The sequence below is a fragment of the Chthoniobacter flavus Ellin428 genome (genome assembly GCF_000173075.1).
GTDB lineage: Bacteria > Verrucomicrobiota > Verrucomicrobiia > Chthoniobacterales > Chthoniobacteraceae > Chthoniobacter > Chthoniobacter flavus.
Genome location: NZ_ABVL01000031.1, coordinates 20,643 through 41,777, shown reverse-complemented (window position 1 = coordinate 41,777; position 21,135 = coordinate 20,643). Strand labels below are relative to the sequence as shown.

23 protein-coding genes are annotated in these 21,135 nt (G+C 61.1%); 13 read left to right on the top strand and 10 right to left on the bottom strand.

Annotated features, from left to right (window positions below; translation table 11 throughout):
- The first annotated feature begins 194 nt into the window (after window positions 1–194).
- The gene (locus CFE428DRAFT_RS28975) at window positions 195–1,640 is read left to right on the top strand and encodes a right-handed parallel beta-helix repeat-containing protein (RefSeq protein ID WP_006983279.1); all 1,446 of its coding nucleotides are present in this window, start codon (window positions 195–197) and stop codon (window positions 1,638–1,640) included.
- 196 nt (window positions 1,641–1,836) lie between these two features.
- Window positions 1,837–2,055, top strand: coding sequence for a hypothetical protein (locus tag CFE428DRAFT_RS28970; protein ID WP_006983278.1), 219 nt, complete (start codon window positions 1,837–1,839; stop codon window positions 2,053–2,055).
- A 96-nt stretch (window positions 2,056–2,151) separates the two neighbouring features.
- Here the strand turns inward: CFE428DRAFT_RS28970 and CFE428DRAFT_RS28965 are convergent, their stop codons facing one another.
- Both CFE428DRAFT_RS28965 and CFE428DRAFT_RS28960 read right to left on the bottom strand, forming a co-directional pair.
- Entirely contained in the window at window positions 2,152–2,925 is a 774-nt protein-coding gene (locus CFE428DRAFT_RS28965) for a 3D domain-containing protein (protein WP_006983277.1), read from the bottom strand.
- Between the two features lie 90 nt (window positions 2,926–3,015).
- A complete protein-coding gene (locus CFE428DRAFT_RS28960; RefSeq protein WP_006983276.1) occupies window positions 3,016–3,717 on the bottom strand; it encodes a glycerophosphodiester phosphodiesterase in 702 nt (233 codons plus the stop codon).
- Window positions 3,718–3,845: 128 nt separating this feature from the next.
- Here CFE428DRAFT_RS28960 and CFE428DRAFT_RS28955 point away from each other — a divergent pair, with 128 nt between their 5' ends.
- From CFE428DRAFT_RS28955 to CFE428DRAFT_RS28930, 6 genes are all read left to right on the top strand, one after another.
- A complete protein-coding gene (locus CFE428DRAFT_RS28955; RefSeq protein ID WP_157447671.1) occupies window positions 3,846–5,699 on the top strand; it encodes an alpha-amylase family protein in 1,854 nt (617 codons plus the stop codon).
- Window positions 5,696–5,950, top strand: a complete 255-nt coding sequence (locus tag CFE428DRAFT_RS28950) for a hypothetical protein (protein ID WP_006983274.1) — start codon at window positions 5,696–5,698, stop codon at window positions 5,948–5,950. Before CFE428DRAFT_RS28955 ends, CFE428DRAFT_RS28950 begins: the two co-directional genes overlap by 4 nt.
- 304 nt (window positions 5,951–6,254) lie before the next feature.
- Window positions 6,255–8,342 carry a sensor histidine kinase gene (locus CFE428DRAFT_RS28945; RefSeq protein WP_006983273.1) on the top strand — a complete coding sequence of 696 codons (2,088 nt, stop codon included), beginning with the start codon at window positions 6,255–6,257 and terminating at the stop codon, window positions 8,340–8,342.
- Between the two features lie 149 nt (window positions 8,343–8,491).
- Window positions 8,492–9,184: a response regulator transcription factor gene (locus tag CFE428DRAFT_RS28940; protein WP_042726024.1), complete on the top strand. Its 693-nt coding sequence runs from the start codon at window positions 8,492–8,494 to the stop codon at window positions 9,182–9,184.
- 89 nt (window positions 9,185–9,273) lie between these two features.
- The gene (locus CFE428DRAFT_RS28935) at window positions 9,274–10,800 is read left to right on the top strand and encodes an HlyD family secretion protein (RefSeq protein ID WP_006983271.1); all 1,527 of its coding nucleotides are present in this window, start codon (window positions 9,274–9,276) and stop codon (window positions 10,798–10,800) included.
- Window positions 10,797–12,422, top strand: a complete 1,626-nt coding sequence (locus tag CFE428DRAFT_RS28930; RefSeq protein WP_006983270.1) for a DHA2 family efflux MFS transporter permease subunit — start codon at window positions 10,797–10,799, stop codon at window positions 12,420–12,422. Before CFE428DRAFT_RS28935 ends, CFE428DRAFT_RS28930 begins: the two co-directional genes overlap by 4 nt.
- Before the next feature lie 21 nt (window positions 12,423–12,443).
- Here the strand turns inward: CFE428DRAFT_RS28930 and CFE428DRAFT_RS28925 are convergent, their stop codons facing one another.
- The 3 genes from CFE428DRAFT_RS28925 to CFE428DRAFT_RS28920 all read right to left on the bottom strand — a co-directional run bounded on the left by CFE428DRAFT_RS28925 (window position 12,444) and on the right by CFE428DRAFT_RS28920 (window position 14,009).
- A complete protein-coding gene (locus CFE428DRAFT_RS28925; protein WP_006983269.1) occupies window positions 12,444–13,394 on the bottom strand; it encodes an NF038122 family metalloprotease in 951 nt (316 codons plus the stop codon).
- A gap of 138 nt (window positions 13,395–13,532) precedes the next feature.
- Complete coding sequence (locus CFE428DRAFT_RS37950; protein ID WP_131990072.1) at window positions 13,533–13,742, bottom strand: hypothetical protein; 210 nt, start codon at window positions 13,740–13,742, stop codon at window positions 13,533–13,535.
- Window positions 13,743–13,808: 66 nt separating this feature from the next.
- Window positions 13,809–14,009, bottom strand: a complete 201-nt coding sequence (locus tag CFE428DRAFT_RS28920; protein ID WP_042726023.1) for a hypothetical protein — start codon at window positions 14,007–14,009, stop codon at window positions 13,809–13,811.
- Window positions 14,010–14,221: 212 nt separating this feature from the next.
- On the opposite strand from CFE428DRAFT_RS28920, the gene CFE428DRAFT_RS28915 reads away from it, so the two are divergent.
- The 5 genes from CFE428DRAFT_RS28915 to CFE428DRAFT_RS28900 all read left to right on the top strand — a co-directional run bounded on the left by CFE428DRAFT_RS28915 (window position 14,222) and on the right by CFE428DRAFT_RS28900 (window position 17,339).
- Window positions 14,222–14,782: an RNA polymerase sigma factor gene (locus CFE428DRAFT_RS28915; RefSeq protein ID WP_006983266.1), complete on the top strand. Its 561-nt coding sequence runs from the start codon at window positions 14,222–14,224 to the stop codon at window positions 14,780–14,782.
- Complete coding sequence (locus CFE428DRAFT_RS28910; RefSeq protein WP_006983265.1) at window positions 14,772–15,080, top strand: hypothetical protein; 309 nt, start codon at window positions 14,772–14,774, stop codon at window positions 15,078–15,080. Before CFE428DRAFT_RS28915 ends, CFE428DRAFT_RS28910 begins: the two co-directional genes overlap by 11 nt.
- On the top strand, window positions 15,077–15,538 hold the full coding sequence (locus CFE428DRAFT_RS28905) for a hypothetical protein (RefSeq protein ID WP_006983264.1): 462 nt from the start codon (window positions 15,077–15,079) through the stop codon (window positions 15,536–15,538). Before CFE428DRAFT_RS28910 ends, CFE428DRAFT_RS28905 begins: the two co-directional genes overlap by 4 nt.
- A 107-nt stretch (window positions 15,539–15,645) precedes the next feature.
- A complete protein-coding gene (locus tag CFE428DRAFT_RS39310; protein ID WP_006983263.1) occupies window positions 15,646–15,951 on the top strand; it encodes a hypothetical protein in 306 nt (101 codons plus the stop codon).
- On the top strand, window positions 15,948–17,339 hold the full coding sequence (locus CFE428DRAFT_RS28900; RefSeq protein ID WP_006983262.1) for an ABC transporter permease: 1,392 nt from the start codon (window positions 15,948–15,950) through the stop codon (window positions 17,337–17,339). The genes CFE428DRAFT_RS39310 and CFE428DRAFT_RS28900 overlap by 4 nt, the downstream gene beginning before the upstream one ends.
- Window positions 17,340–17,471: 132 nt before the next feature.
- Here CFE428DRAFT_RS28900 and CFE428DRAFT_RS28895 read toward each other — a convergent pair whose 3' ends face one another.
- The 5 genes from CFE428DRAFT_RS28895 to CFE428DRAFT_RS28875 form a co-directional block, all read right to left on the bottom strand.
- A complete protein-coding gene (locus CFE428DRAFT_RS28895; protein ID WP_006983261.1) occupies window positions 17,472–18,224 on the bottom strand; it encodes a methyltransferase domain-containing protein in 753 nt (250 codons plus the stop codon).
- A gap of 66 nt (window positions 18,225–18,290) precedes the next feature.
- The gene (locus CFE428DRAFT_RS28890; RefSeq protein ID WP_085951238.1) at window positions 18,291–18,971 is read right to left on the bottom strand and encodes a purine nucleoside phosphorylase YfiH/LACC1 family protein; all 681 of its coding nucleotides are present in this window, start codon (window positions 18,969–18,971) and stop codon (window positions 18,291–18,293) included.
- Window positions 18,968–19,897 carry a TolC family protein gene (locus tag CFE428DRAFT_RS34710; protein ID WP_006983259.1) on the bottom strand — a complete coding sequence of 310 codons (930 nt, stop codon included), beginning with the start codon at window positions 19,895–19,897 and terminating at the stop codon, window positions 18,968–18,970. The genes CFE428DRAFT_RS28890 and CFE428DRAFT_RS34710 overlap by 4 nt, the downstream gene beginning before the upstream one ends.
- Complete coding sequence (locus CFE428DRAFT_RS28880; RefSeq protein ID WP_006983258.1) at window positions 19,837–20,643, bottom strand: TolC family protein; 807 nt, start codon at window positions 20,641–20,643, stop codon at window positions 19,837–19,839. The genes CFE428DRAFT_RS34710 and CFE428DRAFT_RS28880 overlap by 61 nt, the downstream gene beginning before the upstream one ends.
- Window positions 20,640–21,095: a MarR family winged helix-turn-helix transcriptional regulator gene (locus tag CFE428DRAFT_RS28875; RefSeq protein ID WP_006983257.1), complete on the bottom strand. Its 456-nt coding sequence runs from the start codon at window positions 21,093–21,095 to the stop codon at window positions 20,640–20,642. The genes CFE428DRAFT_RS28880 and CFE428DRAFT_RS28875 overlap by 4 nt, the downstream gene beginning before the upstream one ends.
- Window positions 21,096–21,135: the final 40 nt, after the last annotated feature.

Below are 21,135 nucleotides of genomic sequence, written 5' to 3'. Positions count from 1 at the left end.
CCAGCGAGACCGGGACGTTAAATTCACGTGACACTGGCTCATGCAGACGATCGCCTGCAAGTCGCACGACCAGCGGCTCTAGGTTAAATCACGCACACGCTTTCGCCATTGTGCGCGCGCTTTGAAAATGCACACTCCGCATCCGCCGCGCGGCCCTTGCCGTCTCCGGCGCAGCCCCTCCACATCCTATCCCAATGAAGTCCCTTCCCTCGCTTTTCGGCACCATCGCTTTCGTTGTATTCACTCAACTCCACGCCTTCTCCGCTGACACTGCCTCCAAGACTGTCCGCGACTTCGGTGCGATCGGTGACGGCCAGGCGGACGACACCGCGGCCATTCAGAAAGCCGTCGACAGTGGCCTCGGCGCCATCGCTTTTCCCAAGGGCGTCTACCATCTCAGCAACACGATCACCGTCGACCTCGACAAGACCGGCTTCACCTCGCTGGTCGCCGATGGCACGGCGAAGATCGTCATGGCGGGCAGCGGTCCCGCGTTCCATTTCGTCGGCACCCATGAAGGCTCCGCCGATCCCGGCAGCTTCAAGCCCAACGTCTGGGAAAAGCAGCGGATGCCCCTCGTCCGCGGTCTGGAGATCACCGGCAGCGAAGGCAACAAGGAAGCCGACGGCATTGAAGCCACTGGCACGATGCAACTCACCGTCACCGAAACGGTCATTCACGATCTGCATCACGCCATTCATCTCACCAGGCGCAACCGCAACATCATCGTCTCCGCCTGCCATCTCTATCACAACAGCGGCTGCGGCGTGCTCTACGATCACGTGAACCTCCACCAGTCGAACATCGTCGGCTGCCACATCAGCTATTGCGCGGGCGGCGGCGTGGTCACGCGCGGCGGCGAAGTGCGGAACGTGCAGATCGGCACCTGCGACATCGAGAGCAACATGACGCCCGACGCACCGGCCAGCGCCAATGTCATCATCGACTCCACCGACGGCAGCACCGACGAGGTCGCCATCACCGGTTGCACCCTGCAGCACAACAACAAATCAGCCGGCAGCGCGAATATCTGGGTCATCGGCAAGGGCATTACCTCGCTGAAAAACTCCACGGAAACGCAGGAGGGCCACATCGCCATCATCGGCAACGCGATGAGCGACGTGAAGGTCAACATCCACCTCCAGCACGCGCGCGGCGTGACCATCACAGGCAATACGTTCTGGGAAGGCTTCGAGCACGACCTGCTCATCGAGGACAGCCAGGCGATCGTCGTCGGTCCGAATGATTTCGACCGCAACCCGCGTTATGTCGTGAATGGCAATTGGTCGAAAGATCTCAACGGTCTCACCTTCCGCAATTGCGCCGACTGCAAGCTGAGCGGCTTTATTGTCAAAAGCGTGTGGAAAAAGCCGGCCGCCGTGAGCCTGGAAAATTGCGACCGCATGACCCTCACCGACCTCAGCGTGCTCGACAGCGACGGCATTGGCCTGTGGATGAAAGATTGCGCCCGTTGCCGGGTGAGCGATTGCGTGGTCCGCGACGACCGCGAAGGCGCGGAAAAGCAGGCCACGCTCTCGCTGAAAGTCGAGGGCGGCAAAGACAACTGGATCAAGGGGAACGAGTTTGCGAATGGCACCGAGGCAGGGAAAGAATCCGCGGTGCTCGAGGGAAACCGATAGGATTTAAAGGCAGAACATCCAACACCCAACACCCAACACCCAACACCCAACATCCAACATCCAACATCGAACATTCAATGGCGCAAGCGTTGGCGAAACGCTCCTCCTGATTGAATGTTGGCAAGCTTTCAGCGAGCTCCCACTTGATTCGTGAATACACACGGTCGATGTTGCGTCAGTCAGTTATCCCCTGCTTATGAATGTCACCGTCGAATGGCTCAGCGATTTCGAGGACGCGGATCACGGCATGGCGGAACTTGAACCCGGCAGCACCCTGGCCGTGGTTTTCCGTCCCGGCGACCGCACGGATGTCACTCTCGCCCCGGCGAGCGATGAAGAGCACGTCACGCTCACCGCGCGCGGTCTGCCAGAACCCATCGTGGTCCCGCGCAGCGCCTTCAAGATCGTGAATTAGCGTCGCCGATTTCACCTTGGAAAATCGGATCGGCAGCGGTGCATCGCGAGACGGTGCCGAGGCTTAAGCACGCCTCGCCGTTCCGCGCGACCAGATTTACCGCGAGTTGCTGCCCGAAAAGAACGGATCGTTCGCCAGCGGGTTTGTCCGGCGACTCGAGACCGGGACCGCACGTGGCGCGTTCTGCGGCGGCGGGGCGGAAGCCACAGCGATCGGACGCGCCACCGGAATGGCGGCGGGCGCCGTGGGCACTGCATGCGTGGCGGGAATGGGGGCGAGCTGAGGCGCGAGCGTCGGCGAAGAGGACGCGGCGGCCACCATCACCGACGGAGACGGCGGGCCCATCGCGGGCACCGGATGCGAGAGTTCATCCATGCGATCCTCGAGTTCCGCGATCATGCGCTTCACATGCCGGTAATGGGAACGCGGGCGGAGAATGGAGAGGCTTTGTCGCGGATCGCCCCACTGCAAATTTTCGATCGTCACCGTGCGCACGCCCCACGAATTCATGAGCGCGCGCGACGGTTTGTAGAGATCGATGGTGTTCGTGCCCGAAAGCGCCCAGCCATAGTCATCCACCTGATACAACTCACCGGTCTCGCGAATCCGGAAAATCGTGCCCGCCGGCCAGCGCGACCAATCCGCCGCCGCGCTATGAATCTGGCCATACTGCAACGTCCCGCCGAGGGCGTTGTGATTCGAATACTGGATATGATCACTCTCGGTATCGGTATACGCCGTCGTGCGCACGTGCTGGATTTGCGTGCGGGCGAGCGGGCGTTCGTACTTCGGCAATGGACGGGGCGAAGAGCAGCCCGCGATGATCAAACACAGCGCAAGCGGAATTGTCCGGGAGAGCAGGGGTCGCATGGGTGGATGGTAGAGGCAAAATCCGTGCTGACGAGGCAAAAAAGAGTTGTATTTCCTCGCAGGGAAAGCCTGTAGGGCGAGACGCACTCGCTACATTCCACGCTCTTCTCCGCCAGTCACTCGCTCCGGAAAATCCGTAAACACGCCATCCACGCCCAACTCCCGCAGGCGCGCAATCTCCGTCGGCAGATTCGCCGTGTATGGAAACACGCGCAGTCCGCGCCGATGCGCATCCGCCACAAAACGCGCGGTCACCCATCGCACCGCTGGATGCACCGCACTCGCTCGCACGCGCCGCGCGCTCAAGCTGTACAACCGCGTCGGGCGCGTGAGCAACAGCCCGATCGGGATTTGCGGATCCGTAACCGCGCGCAACTCCGCGCGATTGAACGAGGAAACCAGGAAATGCTCGTAGTGCCAGCCGTGCGTTTGGATGAACTCCTGGATCAACGCACACGTCGGCTGGGCCGTCCGCCGTCCCTTCAACTCGATATTGATGAAACCCCGCCGGTCCACCGTCTCAAATACCTCGCGCAAGGTCGGGATGCGCTCGCCTCTCCCGGCATCGAGCGCGCGCAAGGCGGCCAGCGATTTGCGCACCAGGTAACCCTGGCCATTCGTCGTCCGCCCCAGTTTGGCGTCGTGTATCACGAGCAATTCGCCGTGCACCAGCCGCACATCGATCTCCACGCCATCCGCGCCAAGTTCCAGCGCGCGCCGAATCGAGCGCAAAGTATTCTCCGGCTCATGCCCGCATGCACCGCGATGACCAATGCAGAGAAATTCGCTCATTGGGAGCTAACATCCAACACCCAACATCCAACATTCAACATCCAATGCAGCCCCGACCACGGGAAGCTTCTGCAATTGGAGGTTGGATGTTGGGCGTTGGATATTGGATGTTCCTCGCCGTTCCCTCGATGGACCGTATCCGCATCTACCAGCTCCTCCCCCGGCTTTTCGGAAATGTAAACGAGACGCGCCGCTGCAACGGCACCCTCGGGGAAAACGGCGTAGGCAAGTTTGCGGACATCAATGACACGGCCTTGTCCTCGCTCCGCGCGATGGGTTTCACCCACCTGTGGCTCACCGGCGTGCTGCGTCACGCCACGGGCACTGATTATTCCGCGGCCGGACTTCCGGCGGATGATCCCGATCTCCTCAAGGGCCTCGCGGGCAGTCCGTTTGCCGTCACCGATTTGTTCGATGTCTGCCCCGACTACGCCATCGACCCCACTCAGCGTCTCGCCGAATTCCAGGCGCTCCTCCGGCGCATCCACGCCAACGGGTTGCACGTCATCCTCGACTTCATCGCCAATCACGTGGCGCGCAGTTACTATTCGCGCGTCCGGTCCAATCTCAATTTCGGCACCCTCGATGATCGCGGGAAGTTTTTCGACCCGCGGAATAACTTCTATTATCTCCGGCCGGACTCGCCGGGCGGCGGTCCGCCGTTGCGGCTGCCCACCTTCGCCGATGGCCGGCCGATCAGCGCCACCTGCCGCGTGCTCGGCGGATGCGATGGCCGCTTCGACAGCGAGCGCGATTATGGCCGTGTGACCGGGAACAACGCCGCCACCTGGGCGCCGAGTATTTCGGATTGGTACGAAACCGCGAAGCTCAACTACGGCTACGATTTCACCTCCGGCGCGCAGGAATATCCCACCGCGGAACATCCGGAAAAGCCGGTTCCAGATACCTGGATGAAAATGGATGCGGTCCTCGCCTACTGGCAGGAAATGGGCGTGGATGGATTCCGCTGTGACATGGCGCATATGGTGCCGCCGGAATTCTGGCAGTGGCTGGTCGCGCGAGCGCGGGCCCGTCAACCCGAGGTTTTCTTCGCCGGCGAGGCCTACAACAACGACCCGATGAAAGTCGGCCGCGGTAACGTATTGCACGACCTGCTCGCGGCGGGATTCGATGCGGTCTACGACGATCCCACTTATAAGATTCTCAAGGGCATCTATGACGGCCCGAAATGGGCCAACGATCTCGACGGCCTCAGCGGCGATGCCACGCTCTTCACCAGTTCGCTGCGCTACGCAGAAAATCACGATGAAGTGCGACTCGCCGGGGCCAGCGAATGGGGTGGCATCGGTATGCAAGTCGGACGGCCCGTGTCCGCCATCCTCTTCGGCCTTTCCCGGGGACCGGTGCTCCTTTACAGCGGACAGGAAGTGGGTGAGCCAGCCCAGGGCGCGGAAGGTTTCGGCGCCGACGATGCGCGCACCAGCATCTTCGATTATTGGTCGATGCCGGAATTGGTGAAGTGGGTCAACCATCACCGCTATGACGGCGGCCGGCTTTCCGCCGAGCAGACGGAATTGCGCGCCTTCTACGCCCGATTGCTGAGGCTCATCAATGAACCCGCCTTCCGCGACGGCGGATTCTTCGGTCTCAACCCAGCTAACATTCAAAATGCACGCTATGGACGCCTGCCGGAAGAATCCGCGAGCGGTCACTGGCTCTATGCGTTCCTGCGTTATGACGCCACGACCGGCCAGCGATTCCTGGTGCTGGTCAATCTGCACCGGCAGGAAACCTTTCGTAACATCGACCTGTGGTTGCCCATGGAAGCACTGCAGTTCCTCCAATTACCCGTCGGATCGGCTTGGGAATTGCGCGACCAACTCGCCTTGGAAATAGTTTCCTTCGTCACCGCCAACATTCGTGACGAAAAAGGTAGCATATTGCAAATTAGCGAATGCAGACCGCTTTCGGCCTGCTACTTTGCGTGGCATCGCCCTGCCATCTCCCAGTCTCCTCCATGAAAAAACTCCCGCTCTGTCTCCTCGTCGTCATTGCTTTCGTTGGTTGCAACAAGCCGGAAGCCGAGGATACGGACTCCAAATCGGAATCGGCTTCTGCCGCCAAAGCGACCCCGCTCGCGACGAAAAAGAATGCGTCCCCTACGCCGGGGCCCAACGACTGGATGTGGAAGACTTCCAAGGGCAAGCCGCGGGACGCCGATCCGCTCGGATCGAGCAGCGATAATCCCCTCGAGCATAAATCGAAGAAGTAGGCCTTCTTCGCCGGGCGGCCGTGCGCGCCGTCGCCTGATGGCCGTGACATCTTTTTGACAAACTCCGCACAGGCCTCTGACACGGGCCGGACAATCCGCGGCTAACGTGCTCTCATGCACGACCGCACCGTGAATCCCGGAAGAACCGGAAGACAGGCAGAGCGCCCCAGGCTCCGAGCCTATTCCATCGGCGTTCTTTACTGTTTTCCTCTCTTCGGGATTCGGTCACCCTCTCTCCACCCCGTGTCATGAAAACGCCGCGCCGCTCCTCCAGCTCCCGCGTGTCTCGCCGGCGGAAGGCCGGATGAAAAAGAGCATCTGGATCTTCCTTCTCGCCGTGCTCCTGCCGAGCATCGTGCTCGGCTGGCTGGCGCTGCGTAGCGCCGATGAACAGCAGATCATCCTCGAGAATCGCACGGCGGCACTTTACCAAAAGGAAACCGAGAACACGGCGGTTACCGTGCGATCGCTCATCGATGACCAGCGACGCGCGTTCGATGATGTCGTGCGGCAGTTACTCGCCAAAAACGATCCACAAAAACTGGCGGATAACTTCTCCACGGAGCTCGCAAAGGCATGGCCGCGCAAGGCAATCGGCTTTTCGCTCGGCGCCGCGGGTAATCTCTGTGCTACCCCGCCCCAGCGAGCCAAGAGCAACCCCGTTTGGGAAAAATTCCTGCTCGGCAATAGCTCCTTTCTCGCTGGCACCACCCCGGCCACAGTCTATTGGGTAGCCGGCGACGAACTCACCAAGCCGGAGCAATTCCGCCGATCCAAGAATAGCTCCGACTTGTCGCAGGGCATGACGGCGAACAACGCGGTGATCACACCGCAGGAGACGCAAGCCGCGGTGCCATTCCAAAGCGCGGCTCCGATGCAACCGCAGAGCAAGGCTGCGACCTATTCCAAGCAACTCCCCAACTCCGCGCGGGGACAAGCTGCGCAATCTCCGCCTTTACCGCCCGCCGCCAAAAGCCAGGATAACAAAGACCAAAAGTTCGCGACGAATGCTGGAGTTCCTCCGCAATCGCCAGAGCGGGCCGCGGAAGACAAGAGTGCGGCGACGGACGCCACCAGGCAGGAGCCGAACGAGCCTCCGAAGGAAGCTCCGATGCGCAACGTGGCTCCGCAATGGATGATGGATGACAACAACAAGAAGGCAGCCGTCTCGCAATTCACCACCACGACCACTGACTTCCGCGCCCTCACCGAAGGCATGAACGAAGGCGTCGTCACTCGTTTCGTCCAGGACCAATTGGACATCATTTTTTGGCTCCGCCCGGCGCAAGCGCCCGGGCTGGTCTTCGGCTGTCTCATCGAGGCGGATGATTTACACGACTTGTGGCCCAATGCGCTCTCCTCCACCGAGGCGAGCGGCGCTGACTCCAGCTCCAATGGGCGGCCGGCGGAATTCGTTCTCGCGCTGCTCGATGACAAGGCGCGCCCCGTAGTAACCCAGCCGCTCGGCGTGAAAGGCCGCGATTGGAAACATCCCTTTGTCGCTTCCGAGATCGGCGAAGCCCTCCCGCACTGGGAAGCGGCGCTTTACCTCCAGCGTCCGGAGCAACTCCGGGAGTCTGCGCAGCTTGTCCGCCGCACCGTGATCTTTCTCATCGCCGCCGCGCTGGCCGTGATCGCGTGTGGCGGATGGCTCGTCGTGGCCGACGCGCGCCGGCAGCTCGCCCTCGCCCAGCAGAAGACCGATTTCGTCTCGAATGTCTCGCACGAACTCAAGACGCCGCTGACCTCCATTCGCATGTTCGCGGAACTGATGCAGAACGGCAACGGCGGCAGCACGGAAAAGTATCCGCAGTATTTGCGCATCATCATGGTGGAAGCCGAACGGCTCACCCGGCTGATCAATAACGTGCTCGATTTCGCGCGACTGGAGCGAAAGCAAAAACAGTTCGACAAGAAGCCGCTCGACCTGCGCTCCGTCGTCGAACGCACTTGGGAAGGCCACGCCCTGCATCTGCAAGAGAGCGGCTTCACCACGCGCTGGCAGGCCGCGCCGGGACCGTATCCGGTCATCGGCGACGAGGATGCGCTGGCCCAGATTCTCGTCAACCTGCTCTCCAACGCCGAAAAATACGCCGGCGAGCGCAAGGAAGTGGAACTGCACAGTTACCTCGATGGGGGCCATGCTTGCGTGAGTGTGCTCGACCGCGGTATCGGCGTACCTCCGGGAGACGAGCGCAAGATTTTCGAGTCCTTTTACCGCGCACACGACTCGCTCAGCAGCGGCATCCAGGGCAGCGGCCTCGGCCTCACCCTGGCGCAACAACTCGCTCGCGAACACGGCGGCGAGATCCTCTACCAACCACGCCTCGAGGGCGGCAGTAACTTCACGCTCCGCGTGCCGGTGGCGGGGAAGGGGAAAGTGGATAGTTGAGAGTTGAGAGTTGAGAGTTGATAGCCGCTTTCTCGTATGCCCGAGTTTTTACCCAACCCCGCGTCAATCCATTGGAACCTCCCGCTTGCGGACAAGTCTCCGCAAGCCAGCGGTAGCTCTCAACTCTCAACCCTCAACTCTCAACTTCTGTGAAAAGACACGTTCTCGTTGTGGAAGACGACGCCCACATCCGCCTCGGCCTGTGCGATGCGTTACGTGGCGAAGGCTATGAAGTCTCCGATTGCCGCGATGGCGCGCAAGCGTTGCCGATCATTCGCCAGCGCCGGCCGGATCTCGTGGTGCTCGACATCATGTTGCCGGGCAAGAGCGGTTTCGATCTCTGCCGTGAATTGCGCGCCGAGAAAAATTGCACGCCCATCCTCATGCTCTCCGCCAAGGGACAGGAGGTCGACAAGGTCGTGGGCCTCGAACTCGGCGCCGATGATTATGTCACCAAACCCTTCTCGCTGCGCGAGTTGCTCGCCCGCGTGCAGGCTCTCCTGCGCCGCGCGACGCCGGGCGCGGTGGCGGCCGATGTGCCCGAGGAAATATCCTTCGGCAAAGTGCACGTGGATTGCCGCGCTCTTCGCGGCACGCGCGGCAAGGAAGCTTTCGAACTCACGCCACGCGAACTCAAGGTGCTCGCGGTTCTCCATCGCGAACGCGGCAATGCCGTCTCGCGCGAGACCATTCTCACCGAGGTATGGGGTATCGACTACTACGGCACCACGCGGACGCTCGACCAGCTCGTGGTCAAGCTGCGGCAGAAAATCGAGGCGACACCCGGCGAGCCGCAGCACCTCCTCACCGTGCACGGACTCGGCTACCGGCTCGACGTGTAAAATGATACATCCGACGCGGAGTCGTTGCGCGAAAAACCGTGCCTGGGTATGAGGCGCGTGCTTCATTTCGCTCCAGACACCCATTTTCTATGGATACCGCTGCCACACCCAAATCGGGCCCGAGCGAAACGACGAAACCTGCGACAGAATCTGCCCCTGCGGCCAGCACGCCGCCCGCCCAGCCGAAGAGTCCCCTTCGCTCCATCATCGTCCTCGTCATCGTCCTCGTCGTCCTCTTCTTCGGGGGGCGTTTCGTCTACGAAGCGCTCAATACGACATCCACCGACGACGCCTACGTGAACAGCCATGTCACCTTCGTCGCGCCGCGTGTCGCCGGGCAAGTCGCGAAGGTCCTCGTCGACGACAACAATCGCGTGCACAAGGGCGATGTCATCGTCGTCCTCGACAAGGAACCGTATCAAGTGCAGGTCGCGATCAAACAAGCCGCGCTGGATACCGCCCAGGCGGATCTCATCGCTGCGCAGGCCACCGTCCGTGGCCAGGTCGCCCAGGCGCGCAGCGCTCGTTACAAGCTCCAGCACACCATCGAGGACGTGGACAACAAAATCGCCGTCCTGCGCGCCAATGCCGCCGCTCTCGCCAAGTCCAAGTCCTCGCTCGAGCTCGCCAAGCAGGAATTCGACCGTTATCAAAAGCTGCTCACGACCAGAGTCGCCAGCAAAGAGGAATTCGATCAGCGCAAGACGACCTACGACTCCGCACAGGCCGAGGTGAATCAGGCCACCGAGAATGTCATCCAGTCGCGAGTCAACCTTGGGCTGCCCGCCAAACCCGCGGATGGCCAGCCCCTCACCGACGTCCCCGAGGATCTCCCGCAGACCTTCTCCTCCGTCCGCCAGGCGCAGGCGGATCTGCTGCAAAGCGCCGCGCAGATCAGCATTTTTCCCTCTTCCTACAAGCTCACGCCGAAAGAGATGGTCGACGAATTTTACCGGCGCGATCCCAGCGGCGACATCGATGTGATTTACTCGAAAATCATCAAGGATGCCCCGACGCAAAAACAGGCCGCGGCGAAACTCCTGCAAGCCCAGCACGATCTCGAGGATGCCGAGCTGAACCTCCGCTACTGCGATATCGTCGCCGAAATCGACGGCATCGTAACGCGCCGCAACGTCAACCCGGGCAATAATGTACAGGTTGGCCAAAGCCTCATGGCGATCCGTTCGCTCACCGAAGTTTGGATCGATGCGAACTTCAAGGAAACGCAACTTTCGCAACTGCGCATCGGCCTGCCCGTGGACATCCACGCAGATATGTATGGCAAGCGGCACGTCTTCAAGGGCCGCATCTCCGGCTTCACCATGGGCACCGGGTCGACGCTCTCGCTCCTGCCCGCGGAAAATGCCACGGGGAATTTCGTAAAAGTCGTCCAACGCCTGCCCGTGCGCATCGACCTCATCGACTACAATCCCGACGTCGAACCGCTCTTTGTCGGCGTCTCGGTCGAACCCGTCGTGCGCATCAAGGAAGCGCCGACCGGTCCCGATGCCGGCAAATTCCTCCAGCCTTACGCGCCCGCTGCGGGCGCCGCGGTCATCGCCCCTGCCACCCCCACGCCTGAAGCCAAGCCTGCTGTCGCCCCGGTCAAGCCGTGAGCACCGCCGTTCTTTCCGCGAGCGCCGCTGCCGCCATCCCCGTGGCGCGGCGCACGATCAATCCCTGGATCATCGCGCTCGCCGTCGTCATCCCCACCTTCATGGAGGTGCTCGATACGACGATCGCCAATGTGGCCTTGCGCTACATGGCCGGTGGCTTGTCCGCCCCGGCCACGGATAGCGAGTGGGTCATCACGAGCTACCTCGCGGCGAATGCGATCATCCTTCCCATTTCCGGATGGCTGGCCGTGCGCCTCGGCCGGCGCAACTACTTCCTGCTCTCCATCGCCATCTTCACCCTCGCCTCGGTGCTCTGCGGCATGGCCAGCAGCCTCGGCATGCTCATCGCGTCCCGTGTCTTGCAGGGTCTCGCTGGAGGCGGTCTTCAACCCTCCAGCCAGGGCGTGTTGCTCGATGCCTTTCCACCGGAAAAGCAGGGCGCTGCACAAACCCTCTTCGGTATCGCCGCCCTGCTGGCGCCCGTCGTAGGCCCCACCCTCGGCGGCTACATCACCGACAATTACGGCTGGCGCTGGATCTTTTTCCTTAACCTCCCGGTCGGCGGCTTCGCCCTGTGGATGTGCAGCCGGCTCGTCTTTGACCCGCCGTACTTGAAGGCCGCGCAAATCGAGTCACGAAAAAAGGCGGCTCCCTTCGACACGATCGGCCTCTGCCTGCTCAGCCTCACCATGGTCACTTGGGAAGTCGTGCTCAGCAAAGGGCAGGAGTGGGATTGGTTTGGCGATCCATTCCTTCGCGTGCAAACGCTGGCCGTTCTCTTCGTCGTCGGCCTGGTGGGCTTGATCTGGCGCGAAAAGCGCATCGCCAATCCGCTCATCCACTTTCGCACCCTCGCCGACCAAAATTTCCGTTGGTGTTGCGTCATCATCTTCTGCGCCTTCGCTTCACTCTACGCCAATACCACTTCGCTTCCCGCGCTGCTCCAGTCGCTTTTCGGTTACGACGCCACCACCTCCGGCCTCGTTCTTTCGCCCTCCGGCATCGGCGCGGTCATCATGCTCTTCATTGTCGGCCTTCTGCTCGGGCGCGGCATGGATGCGCGCTGGCTCATGGCGGCCGGCCTTTTCATCCTGGCCATCGGCAATTTCTGGATGTCGCGTTTCACCCTCGATATCAGCCCGTGGGATGTCGTCTGGTCGCGCACCGTGTTCATCGTCGGCCTGTCCATGCTCTTCGCGCCGCTCAACGTCGCCGCCTTTATGCATATCCCGCCGCAACTGCGCGGCGCCGCGGTCGGCCTTCTTGCCCTGCTCCGCAACGAAGGCGGCAGCGTCGGTACATCCATCGCGCAAACCATCCACGAGCGACGCGACCAATTTCACAGCCTGCGCCTTGGTGAACATCTCGACAGTTTCAATCCCGCGGTCACTTCCTACCTCGACCAGGCGCGGGCGTACTTCCTCCAGCAGAACGGCGACGCCGCCGCCGCGCGCGACATGGCCATCCAATCGTTGCAAAATCTGCGTGAACAGCAGTCCTCTTCGTTCGCCTACTTCGATACCTTCGTCCTCTTCGCCGCGGTATCCATCCTGCTGATCGGACTCACCTTTTTCATGAAGCGCTCCGTCGCGGAGAAAGGCGCCCACGTCGCCGCGGAATAGCTAATCGAGGGTTCGCCAGATTCAAGAGCGGGTGAGCTTCCTTCGCCTCCGGGAACCTGCGCACAGAGTCGCTCCCGCCACGGCCAGCGACCCCGCCCCCGGCTCGGGGACGTACGAATATCCCATCACATCCATCGCCATCAGGTCTTCGGAGGAGAGCCCATTTTTGTAACCGGAAAAGCTGAAAGCATTAAAAGCGTCCGCGGTGTAAGGGGTGGTTCCCGCCCAATCCTGCAGATCCTCCCCCGGCACGCTGTTGAAACCGTGCAGATTCGTCACCCCGCCATTGATCGAAAAATAAACTCCGGTGTCGTTGGGGTTCACTGTTTGCACGTGCGGCGCCGTGTAACGAAAGAGATCAAAAATCTCATACACGGAAGAAAATTGTCCCGTCCCAAAGCTCGCCCCCAAACCCGAGGCACGACCCATCACCTCGCTGATCTCGTGCTCCACAATACCGATGAAGTCATATTCCCCGGAAACGGCCCGGTTGTTCGGATCAAACGTGAAATTGTAACCTGCTCCAATAGTTACCGTCCCATCCGAAGACGGATTGGTCGCCGAACGAAACCCCAGCGCCTTGGCTTGGGCATCATTCAAAACATAGTTCCCTCCGCCGGTCGGATCTGCCGTCAGACTCGCCAGCGCAACGTTATCGGCCGCGGTGGTGGCGTGGCTCTGAAGAGCACTCACGATCTGGGAAAACGTGTAAGTATTGTGCACCGTGTAGTTGCTGTGCCCGAAGATGGAGGTTCCTGGATTCGCCTTGAATGTAATGTTGATCGTGATTGGATCGTTGAAGTTGTTTTCGAATTCCTGGATTGCCCCCTGAAAGCCGCTCTCCCATTGCGCCGCGTTGGCCAGGCTCGTCACCGAAGAGTCATACGTTGGATTGATCACCAGTGCACGCGACGACGGCTGGCCCAAAAGCAACCCCAATCCGAACACATAAAACAGTTTCGTTCCTCTCATAACGCCGTGCCGCATAGCAATCTCCCTAACACTCGACAAGAATATTCGGTATCAACCTGTTTCAGCAGGAGCCGAGTTGACATCTATTCGCTGGCTCAGCGGCGGACTAATCGCATCTAGCCTCCGTACTCTCGAGGCTTACAATGGCCCGCGGCGATCGGCCGCATGAAGATCAAGTATTTTAACCTGCCGATCGGCAAAATCATCCCAATACTTGACGGCAAATTTTCCTATGATGTGAACGTTCACGTCTCGACCGATTGCATCCCGCTCGGTGTAATCAGCGTAACGATCGGGCATTTCCGCAATCTGGCGAAAGCGTTGCAATAATTCACGCTGGACGCTCACGCGCAATGTTCGCAGAAACTCCAATACCTCGATGTCAACGAGAAGTCCTCGCGGCGCCACAAGTCGTTAATCTTCAAGCCCCAATTCCCGCTCGCACTGCTCCACCGTCAGCCATTTACCGGGCGTCTGATCGTCGATCTTTTGTGCCAATTTCTCGGCATATTCCGTCTGCCGTCGGTCTTCGAGAGTGATCATGTACGCGATCAGCTTGCGCCGTGCGGTTGCATCCAGCGCTTCTACCTCTTTGAGCAAAGCGTCGAAACTCACGCGGCAAAGATAGCGCCCCGCCCCTTCAATGGCAAGAGAGCGATGCCCCACGGCTCTTGTAACCATTTGTCAGGTCCACCCGTCTATTGAGATGATGATTACCGCTTTCGACCTTTTTTGCTCCAGAGCGGCCCCTTTTCCGACCGATGAGTTCGCTTGCCCTTACCTGGACTGCATTGCCTTTATCGTTGGCGGACGCTAAGACGCCGCCGATGGCAGATCTCGCCCCGCCTACCGATGAAGCTCTCGTCGCGGCCTCGCTGGCCGGGGATGAGGCTGCCTTCGCGGAACTGGTTTCGCGACACAAGCGCCGCGTCTTCGCCGCGGCCGCCCGGTTCGCGCGCGACGATCACCAACTCGACGACATCGCGCAGGAGGTCTTTGTGCGGGCCTTCCGACATCTCGGGAAATTTCGGGGCGATGCCCCGTTCGAGCACTGGCTGTCGCGGATCATCGTGTCAGCCTGCTACGATTTCCTCCGCAAGGAACGGCGCGTGCGCGAGCAGGTCTCGCTCGATGGCTCGGAGTGGGACATGCGCGATGCGGGGATCGATGCGGCCATCGCCGCCGGCCGGGCGCGAGAGCTGGTGCACTGGGCGCTCGCCAGGCTGGCGCCGGACGAGCAACTCATCATCACGCTCGCCGAACTGGAGGAACGCCCGATGAAGGAAATCGCGGAACTCACCGGCTGGAGCGAAAGCAATGTGAAGGTGCGGGCTTTTCGGGCCCGGCAGAATCTGAAAAAAATACTGGAGACGACCCATGAACGATAACTTCGACCAGAAACTGGATGCGCTGTTTGCCGCCGCGCGGACCACAGCGCCGGATACCTCTCGCGCCGAGTTCGCTTTCGAGACCCGCCTTGCTGCCCGATTGCGGGCCGAGAACTCCGGCTCGATCTTTGCCTGGGCGTGGCGGCTGTGCCCGTTCTTCGCGGCACTGGCACTCGCCGTGGGCTGGTGGAGTCACACTGCGCAACACACGGAAGTAGTCTCACCCCTCGTCGCGGAAACCGCCCCGGCGAATGATGAGCAACTCCTGGTAGCCTACATGACGGGTGATCATCGATGAGGACGCTGAAACGGATTCTTGGGGTCCTCTTGATCTTCTTCTTCGGCGTCTTCATCGGCGCCGCGGTGACCGGTGCGGGCGCGATGCAAAAGCTCCGCGAGACGCTCATGGGCGGACCGGAGGCAGTCATGGACGTGGTAGTGAAGCGCCTCGACCGTGAGCTGAAGCTCGACGAGGAACAGAAACGCAAACTACAAGGCATCGTCGACGACGCCCGGATCAAGCTGCGGCAGAGTCACGAAACAATCCGGCCGCAGGTGGATGCAACTTTGCACGAAGCAGAGGACCGCACACGAGCAATCCTCTACCCGGCCCAAGTGAAGAAGTTCGACGACATCATCGCCCGCAGCCGGGCGAAGTGGAAGGGGCGGGAGGGGGCAGTGGTGGCGGCGACGCCCGTACCTTCGGCGGCTACGCCAGTACCTGCTACGCCTGTTCCGGCCGGAGAGGCGAAGTGATCAGTAATCAGTATTCAGTATTCAGTGCGGAGGAGAGCGCCATCTGGTGTTTGCCACTGATTACTGATTACTTGGCTCTCGTTACTCGGCCTCTATAGCCTGCGCCCATGTCGAAGACCTTCGCCTGGTTCGTCTATGTCCTGACCGCCGCGTTCTTCGCCTGCTTTTTCCTCTGGCCGATCGGCACCACGCTCGGCGGAGCGTTCTTCGATGCGGATGGCAAATTTACCTTCGTGTTCGTCACGGAAGTTTTCCGCAACCGCATCTACCTCGAAGGTCTCGGCAACTCGCTCCTCCTGGCGATCGGCAGCACAGCGCTGGCCTTTGCCATTGCGCTGCCGCTCGCTTTCGTCGCGGACCGCTATGAGTTCCCGCAAAGAAGCTGCTCACTGCGGCCATCTTGGTGCCGATGATCCTGCCGCCCTTCGTCGGCGCGATTGGTGTGCTGCACATCCTCGGCCAGTACGGGGCGCTCAATGCCGTGCTCATGCATCTCGGCGTATTGGGTCCGAACGACACCATCGACTGGCTCGGTCGCGGCCGCATGTGGGGCGTGATCGCACTCAATGCCCTGCACCTTTACCCGATCCTCTTCCTGAACCTCACCGCGGCGCTCGCGAACCTCGACCCAGCCATGGAGGAAGCCGCGGAAAACCTGGGCTGCACGGGCTTCCGCAAGTTCCGGCGCATCACCCTGCCGCTCATCATGCCGGGTCTCTTCGCCGGCGGCACGATCATCTTCATCTTTGCGTTCACCGAACTCGGCGTTCCCCTCATCTTCGATCTCTCCCGCATCACCTCGGTGCAGATTTTCTACGGGATCAAGGAGATCGCCGGCAATCCGTTCCCCTTTGCGCTGGTCGCCGTGATGCTGGTCAGCACCGCGTTGCTCTATGCCGTGAGCAAGCTGCTCTTCGGACGGGCCGATAACGCCATGGTCTCAAAGGCCACGACCGTCTCGAATGCCCGCACGCCGGGAATCGCCGCGCGCTGGGCTTGCACGCTGGGCTTTGCCGCGATCACCCTGGCCGCGCTGCTCCCGCACATCGGCGTGATCCTCGCCTCCGTCGCCGGAGACTGGCATCATACCGTGCTGCCCACGGGGTGGACCGCCGATCACTATCGCACCGCGCTCGCGCATCCACTGGCCGTCCCCTCGATCCTCAACAGCCTCAAATACTCCAGCCTCGCGACGATCTTCGACCTCGTCCTCGGCGTGCTCGTGGCCTATGTCGTTGTGCGCACCACCCTGCCGGGACGCAACTTGCTGGACGCCCTCGCCATGCTGCCACTCGCCGCGCCCGGGCTCGTGCTGGCCTTCGGCTATATCTCGATGACGCAGGACGGACGCACCTTCGCTTTCCTCAATCCCTCGAAGGATCCGACCCTTCTCCTCGTCATCGCCTACGCCGTGCGGCGGTTGCCGTATGTCGTGCGTTCCGCGGCGGCGGGCTTGCAGCAAACCAGCGTCACCCTCGAAGAGGCCGCGCAAAATCTGGGTTGTCCGCCGCTGCGCGCTCTCCGTCGCGTCACCTTCCCCCTCATCGCCGCCAATGTCCTCGCCGGCGGCCTGCTGGCCTTCGCCTTCGCCATGCTCGAGGTCTCGGACTCGCTCGTGCTGGCCCAGAAGCAGATTCATTTCCCGATCACCAAGGCCATCTACGAACTCTTCCAGATGATGGGCGAAGGTCGCTTCGTTGCTTCCGCGTTGGGCGTGTGGGCCATGGTCTTTCTCGCGCTCACCATCTTCGTCACGAGCCGCATCCTGGGGAAAAAGCTTGGGGCATTGTTTCGGGTGTAGGATGGGAAAGGATGAAGGCGGAAGGCGGAAGGATGAAGTGGGGTGCGCTACGCGGGTTGAGGACGAGGCTTTCGTTACCAGCAAAACACCACTCTTCATCCCTCATCCTTCCGTCTTCATCCTTTTCTTCCTCTACGTCGGGCACGGCAGCACTTCCGGTACGGCCGATACCGCGGGTATCTCACCCACCGTCCGCTCGTCCAGCCAGATCGCCTGCCGGCAAAACAGGAACCGCATGTGGCCGAAACTTTCCCAACCCGCGGCTTCGGCCAACGCGCGCATTTCCGGGAAGGAGAAGGCTCGGTGGATCGAGGTATTGGCATCCGCGCGGGTCATCGGTTGACGGTAGACCAGCGCGGTGAGCAACCGTATGCCAGCGGCTCCCCAACTCGTGCGCTCGAGATCTGACACGAGGACGAAGCGATTCGAAAGCGCGCGGCAGCGCCGCAGCAGCATAACGGCGTCTTTGTCACTGAAGTGGTGCAGCGCGAGCGAGCAGGTCACGAGGTCATACGTCTCCCGGCTCTCCCACTTCAGCGCATCGCCTTTGACAAACTGAATCTCGGGATACGCTTCCGCGCCGCGGCGCGCGATTTCGAGCGTCGAGTCACTGGCGTCCACCGCATCGACCCGCAACGTCACTCCCGCCTGCCGCGCCCAATCCACGATGAGCCGCGGAATGTCGCCCGCACCGGTGCAAAGATCGAGCACACGGTAGGTGCGATCCGATACCAGCCACTGGGCGAGAAACTTCCGAATCAACCGGTGGCTCCCGAAGAAGCGGTTCAATGAAACGAGATTCCGCAGGCACTCCTCGAGTTCGGGAGTGACCGGCTGCGGACGATCCATGAGCTCGAGCTCTTGCGGGTCGAAGGCGCGTTTCATATTTAGTCCAGCTTAAGCTTCCACTGCCCGGGAATCGAATCCTTTGATGCGCCAACCATCAAATCGTTAGGACCGCAGAGCAAGCAGGGCAAGCATCCGCCCCGTCTTCCCCTTCTCCATGCGATAGGAATAGTACGCATCTGTGTCGGCGCCCGTGCACGTCCCGCAATCGTGCACCTGAGTTACGCCCGCCGCGCGACATTGCGCCACGACGAATGCCGCAAAATCGACCTCGTAATTCGGCGGCCGAATGCACGGGCTGAGCTGCACGATGATATCCGCCGGGTCGCACTGGAACTCCGTCCGCATGCGCTCAATGGCCACGGCGGTGATGCCCAGTTCGCTTCCCTTGCGGCCCGAATGGAGCAGCCCGATCACCCGCCGCACTGGATCGACGAGATAGACCGCGCAGCAATCCGCGACGTAAACCCCGAGGCACACTGCCCGGCTCGCGGTGATGACGCCATCGACTCCCGGTACCGGTGCCGAGGTGTGTTCATCCACGACCGCGACCTCCCGGCCATGCACCTGCTCGCCAAAGACAAACGCGCGTCCACCGAGCCCCAGCTCTTCGCGGGCGGCTCGATGAAAACCATCGAGCCGCTCCAGCGCCAGGGCGCGGTCGACCTTGACGTCGAGCCCGGACACACGGCCAAGAAAGCCGTGGACCACTCCCGGCGCCGCGACGAGCGCCGGAAATCTCTCGATCGGCATCGACGCCGCGACCGCCGGCGGGGCTTCGCTCACGGTTGTAGCGACTTCTTCTTTTTCTTCGGCGTCGGAGCCGGAGTCGCTTTATCCGAAGAGCCACCCGACTTGAGGGTGTACGGATCGCGCGTGTCCACGAACCAGGGATCCTTCGGCTTCTTCGTGTGGGCGATCAGCGGATCGCTGAAGGTCTCGGCGTACGCGGTCGCCGTCGCGGTCACGCGATCGAACTCGGCCATCGCCGTGTTGTAATTCGCCCGCGCCTGCAGCTCCGTGCTCCGCGCGGTGGTCAACTGCACCTGCGCATTCAACACATCGAGCTGGGTGCCCGCCCCCGCGGCAAGACGCTCCGTGGCGAGACGCACTGCTTCGAGCGCTTGCTCCACCACTTTTTCCTGGCTGCGAATGGTCTCCCGCGCCGTCTGCAAATTCGCGTAGGCCTGTTGCACTTCCAGCTCCACCTGGTGCACCGAATCGTCGTAGTTCACCTTCGCCGACTCGAGGGAAGCCCGCGCCTCCTTCACCTTTCCATAGGTCTGGAGACCGTCGAAAATATTCCACTGGCCGCTGATGCCGAAGAACCAGCCATCGACCGTTTCATCGAGATGACTCGTCGTCGGGTTATTGCGCACTTCGTAGCCGCCGTTGGCCGACAGCGTGGGCTTGTAGCCGGAGAGCGCCACTTTCACCTGCTCCTTTTGGATAAGGATCGTCAGGCGTTGCACCTTGAGGAACGGCCGGTGCTCGATGCCCATCTGGATCGCGTTGCGCAGACCGAGCGGGCGCTCGTGCACGTCGAGACTCCCCACCGCGTGGTAGGTCGTCTGGCCCGACGGACCCGGGTCGATGCCGAGGGTCTTGGCCAGTTGGTATTCCGAGATCACGTAATTATTCTTCGCGGTGATCAATTGCGGCTGCTGGTTCGCCAGTGCGACCTCGCCTTGCAGCACGTTGAAACGCGGCACTGTGCCGGCTTCGAAACGGTTCTGCTGGATTCCTTGAGCTGATCCTCGAGCAACTTCACCGATTCCTCCTGGACCTTGATGAGCTCGCGGTTCAAGAGCACCGTGTAGAACTGCTGGCGCACGGTATCGATCGTCTGGTCGATGACATCGCGCAGATTGAAGTAACTGCTGTCGTCCGTAAACTTCGCGATATTGATCGCCGAGCGAATCGCGCCGCCGGCGTAAAGCGTCTGCGTCACCTGCACGTCCACATTCCACGAGATATCGCCGCCGCCGAAACTGCTCGTCGAAGGTTGGGAGCCTTGGGCTTGCGACACGCTATTCTGCACGGCGCTGGCCACCTGCCCCGCCGCGCTCTGCGACACGCCGGGAATATTCGCGAGCTGCTTGGAAAGATCGCTCGTATTGAAGCTGTTGCTGCCGGTGTTATTCGTCCCCGCAGTGCTGTTGGAAAGGTTTCCGCCCCGGCCCGCGAGCAGGCTCTTCGATTGCTGAAAATAGGACGACGTCAATGCCACGTGGGGTAGCGCCTCCGAGCGCACTTCGATGATCTGCCCGCGCGTTTGCTCGATCTGCCAGAGCGCTTTGAGGACGTTCGGGTTCTGCTTCAGGGCGAGCCGGATCGCCTGGTCGAGGGTGAGATCCCCATTCCAAGTGTGTTGGACGGGATGAGGTTGGACCGCAATGGCGGGTGACAATACTAACAGGGCAGCCGCGATGCTCGCGGCCAGTGGGCGTAGTCTCATTTGGAGCGGCAGTAGCTGAAGATTTTCTCGTAGATCTGCAACCACGTCTTCTGCTCCGCGGGATCGAGAACATCCATCATCTTCAACAAGTTTGAAATCATGTCTTCGCGCACTTCGGCGACCAGATTGGAGCCGGATGTAGTGATCTGCACGAGCACCTTCCGCCGGTCATCCTTCGCGTGCATCCGCTTCACGTGCCCCAGATTCTCCAGCCGATCGATGAGCCCCGTGGCTGCCGCCGTGGAATGTCCCATCTTCTGCGCGATCTCCGACATCGTCAGCTCATTCTGCTCCCGCAGGAAACCGAGCAGGCAGTACTGTGGAAAGGAGACATTGCCCCGATTGAGTTCCTTCGAAAGGTTCAAAATGAAACAGCGCTGGAGGACCGTAAAGATGTCCGCCAGCCGCTCGGCGTCGGTGCGTTTGGAATCCGCGGCGCGTAAGGTCGGCATAAATTTAATGGCGTTTACATTAAAGCTCTCGAATGAGTCG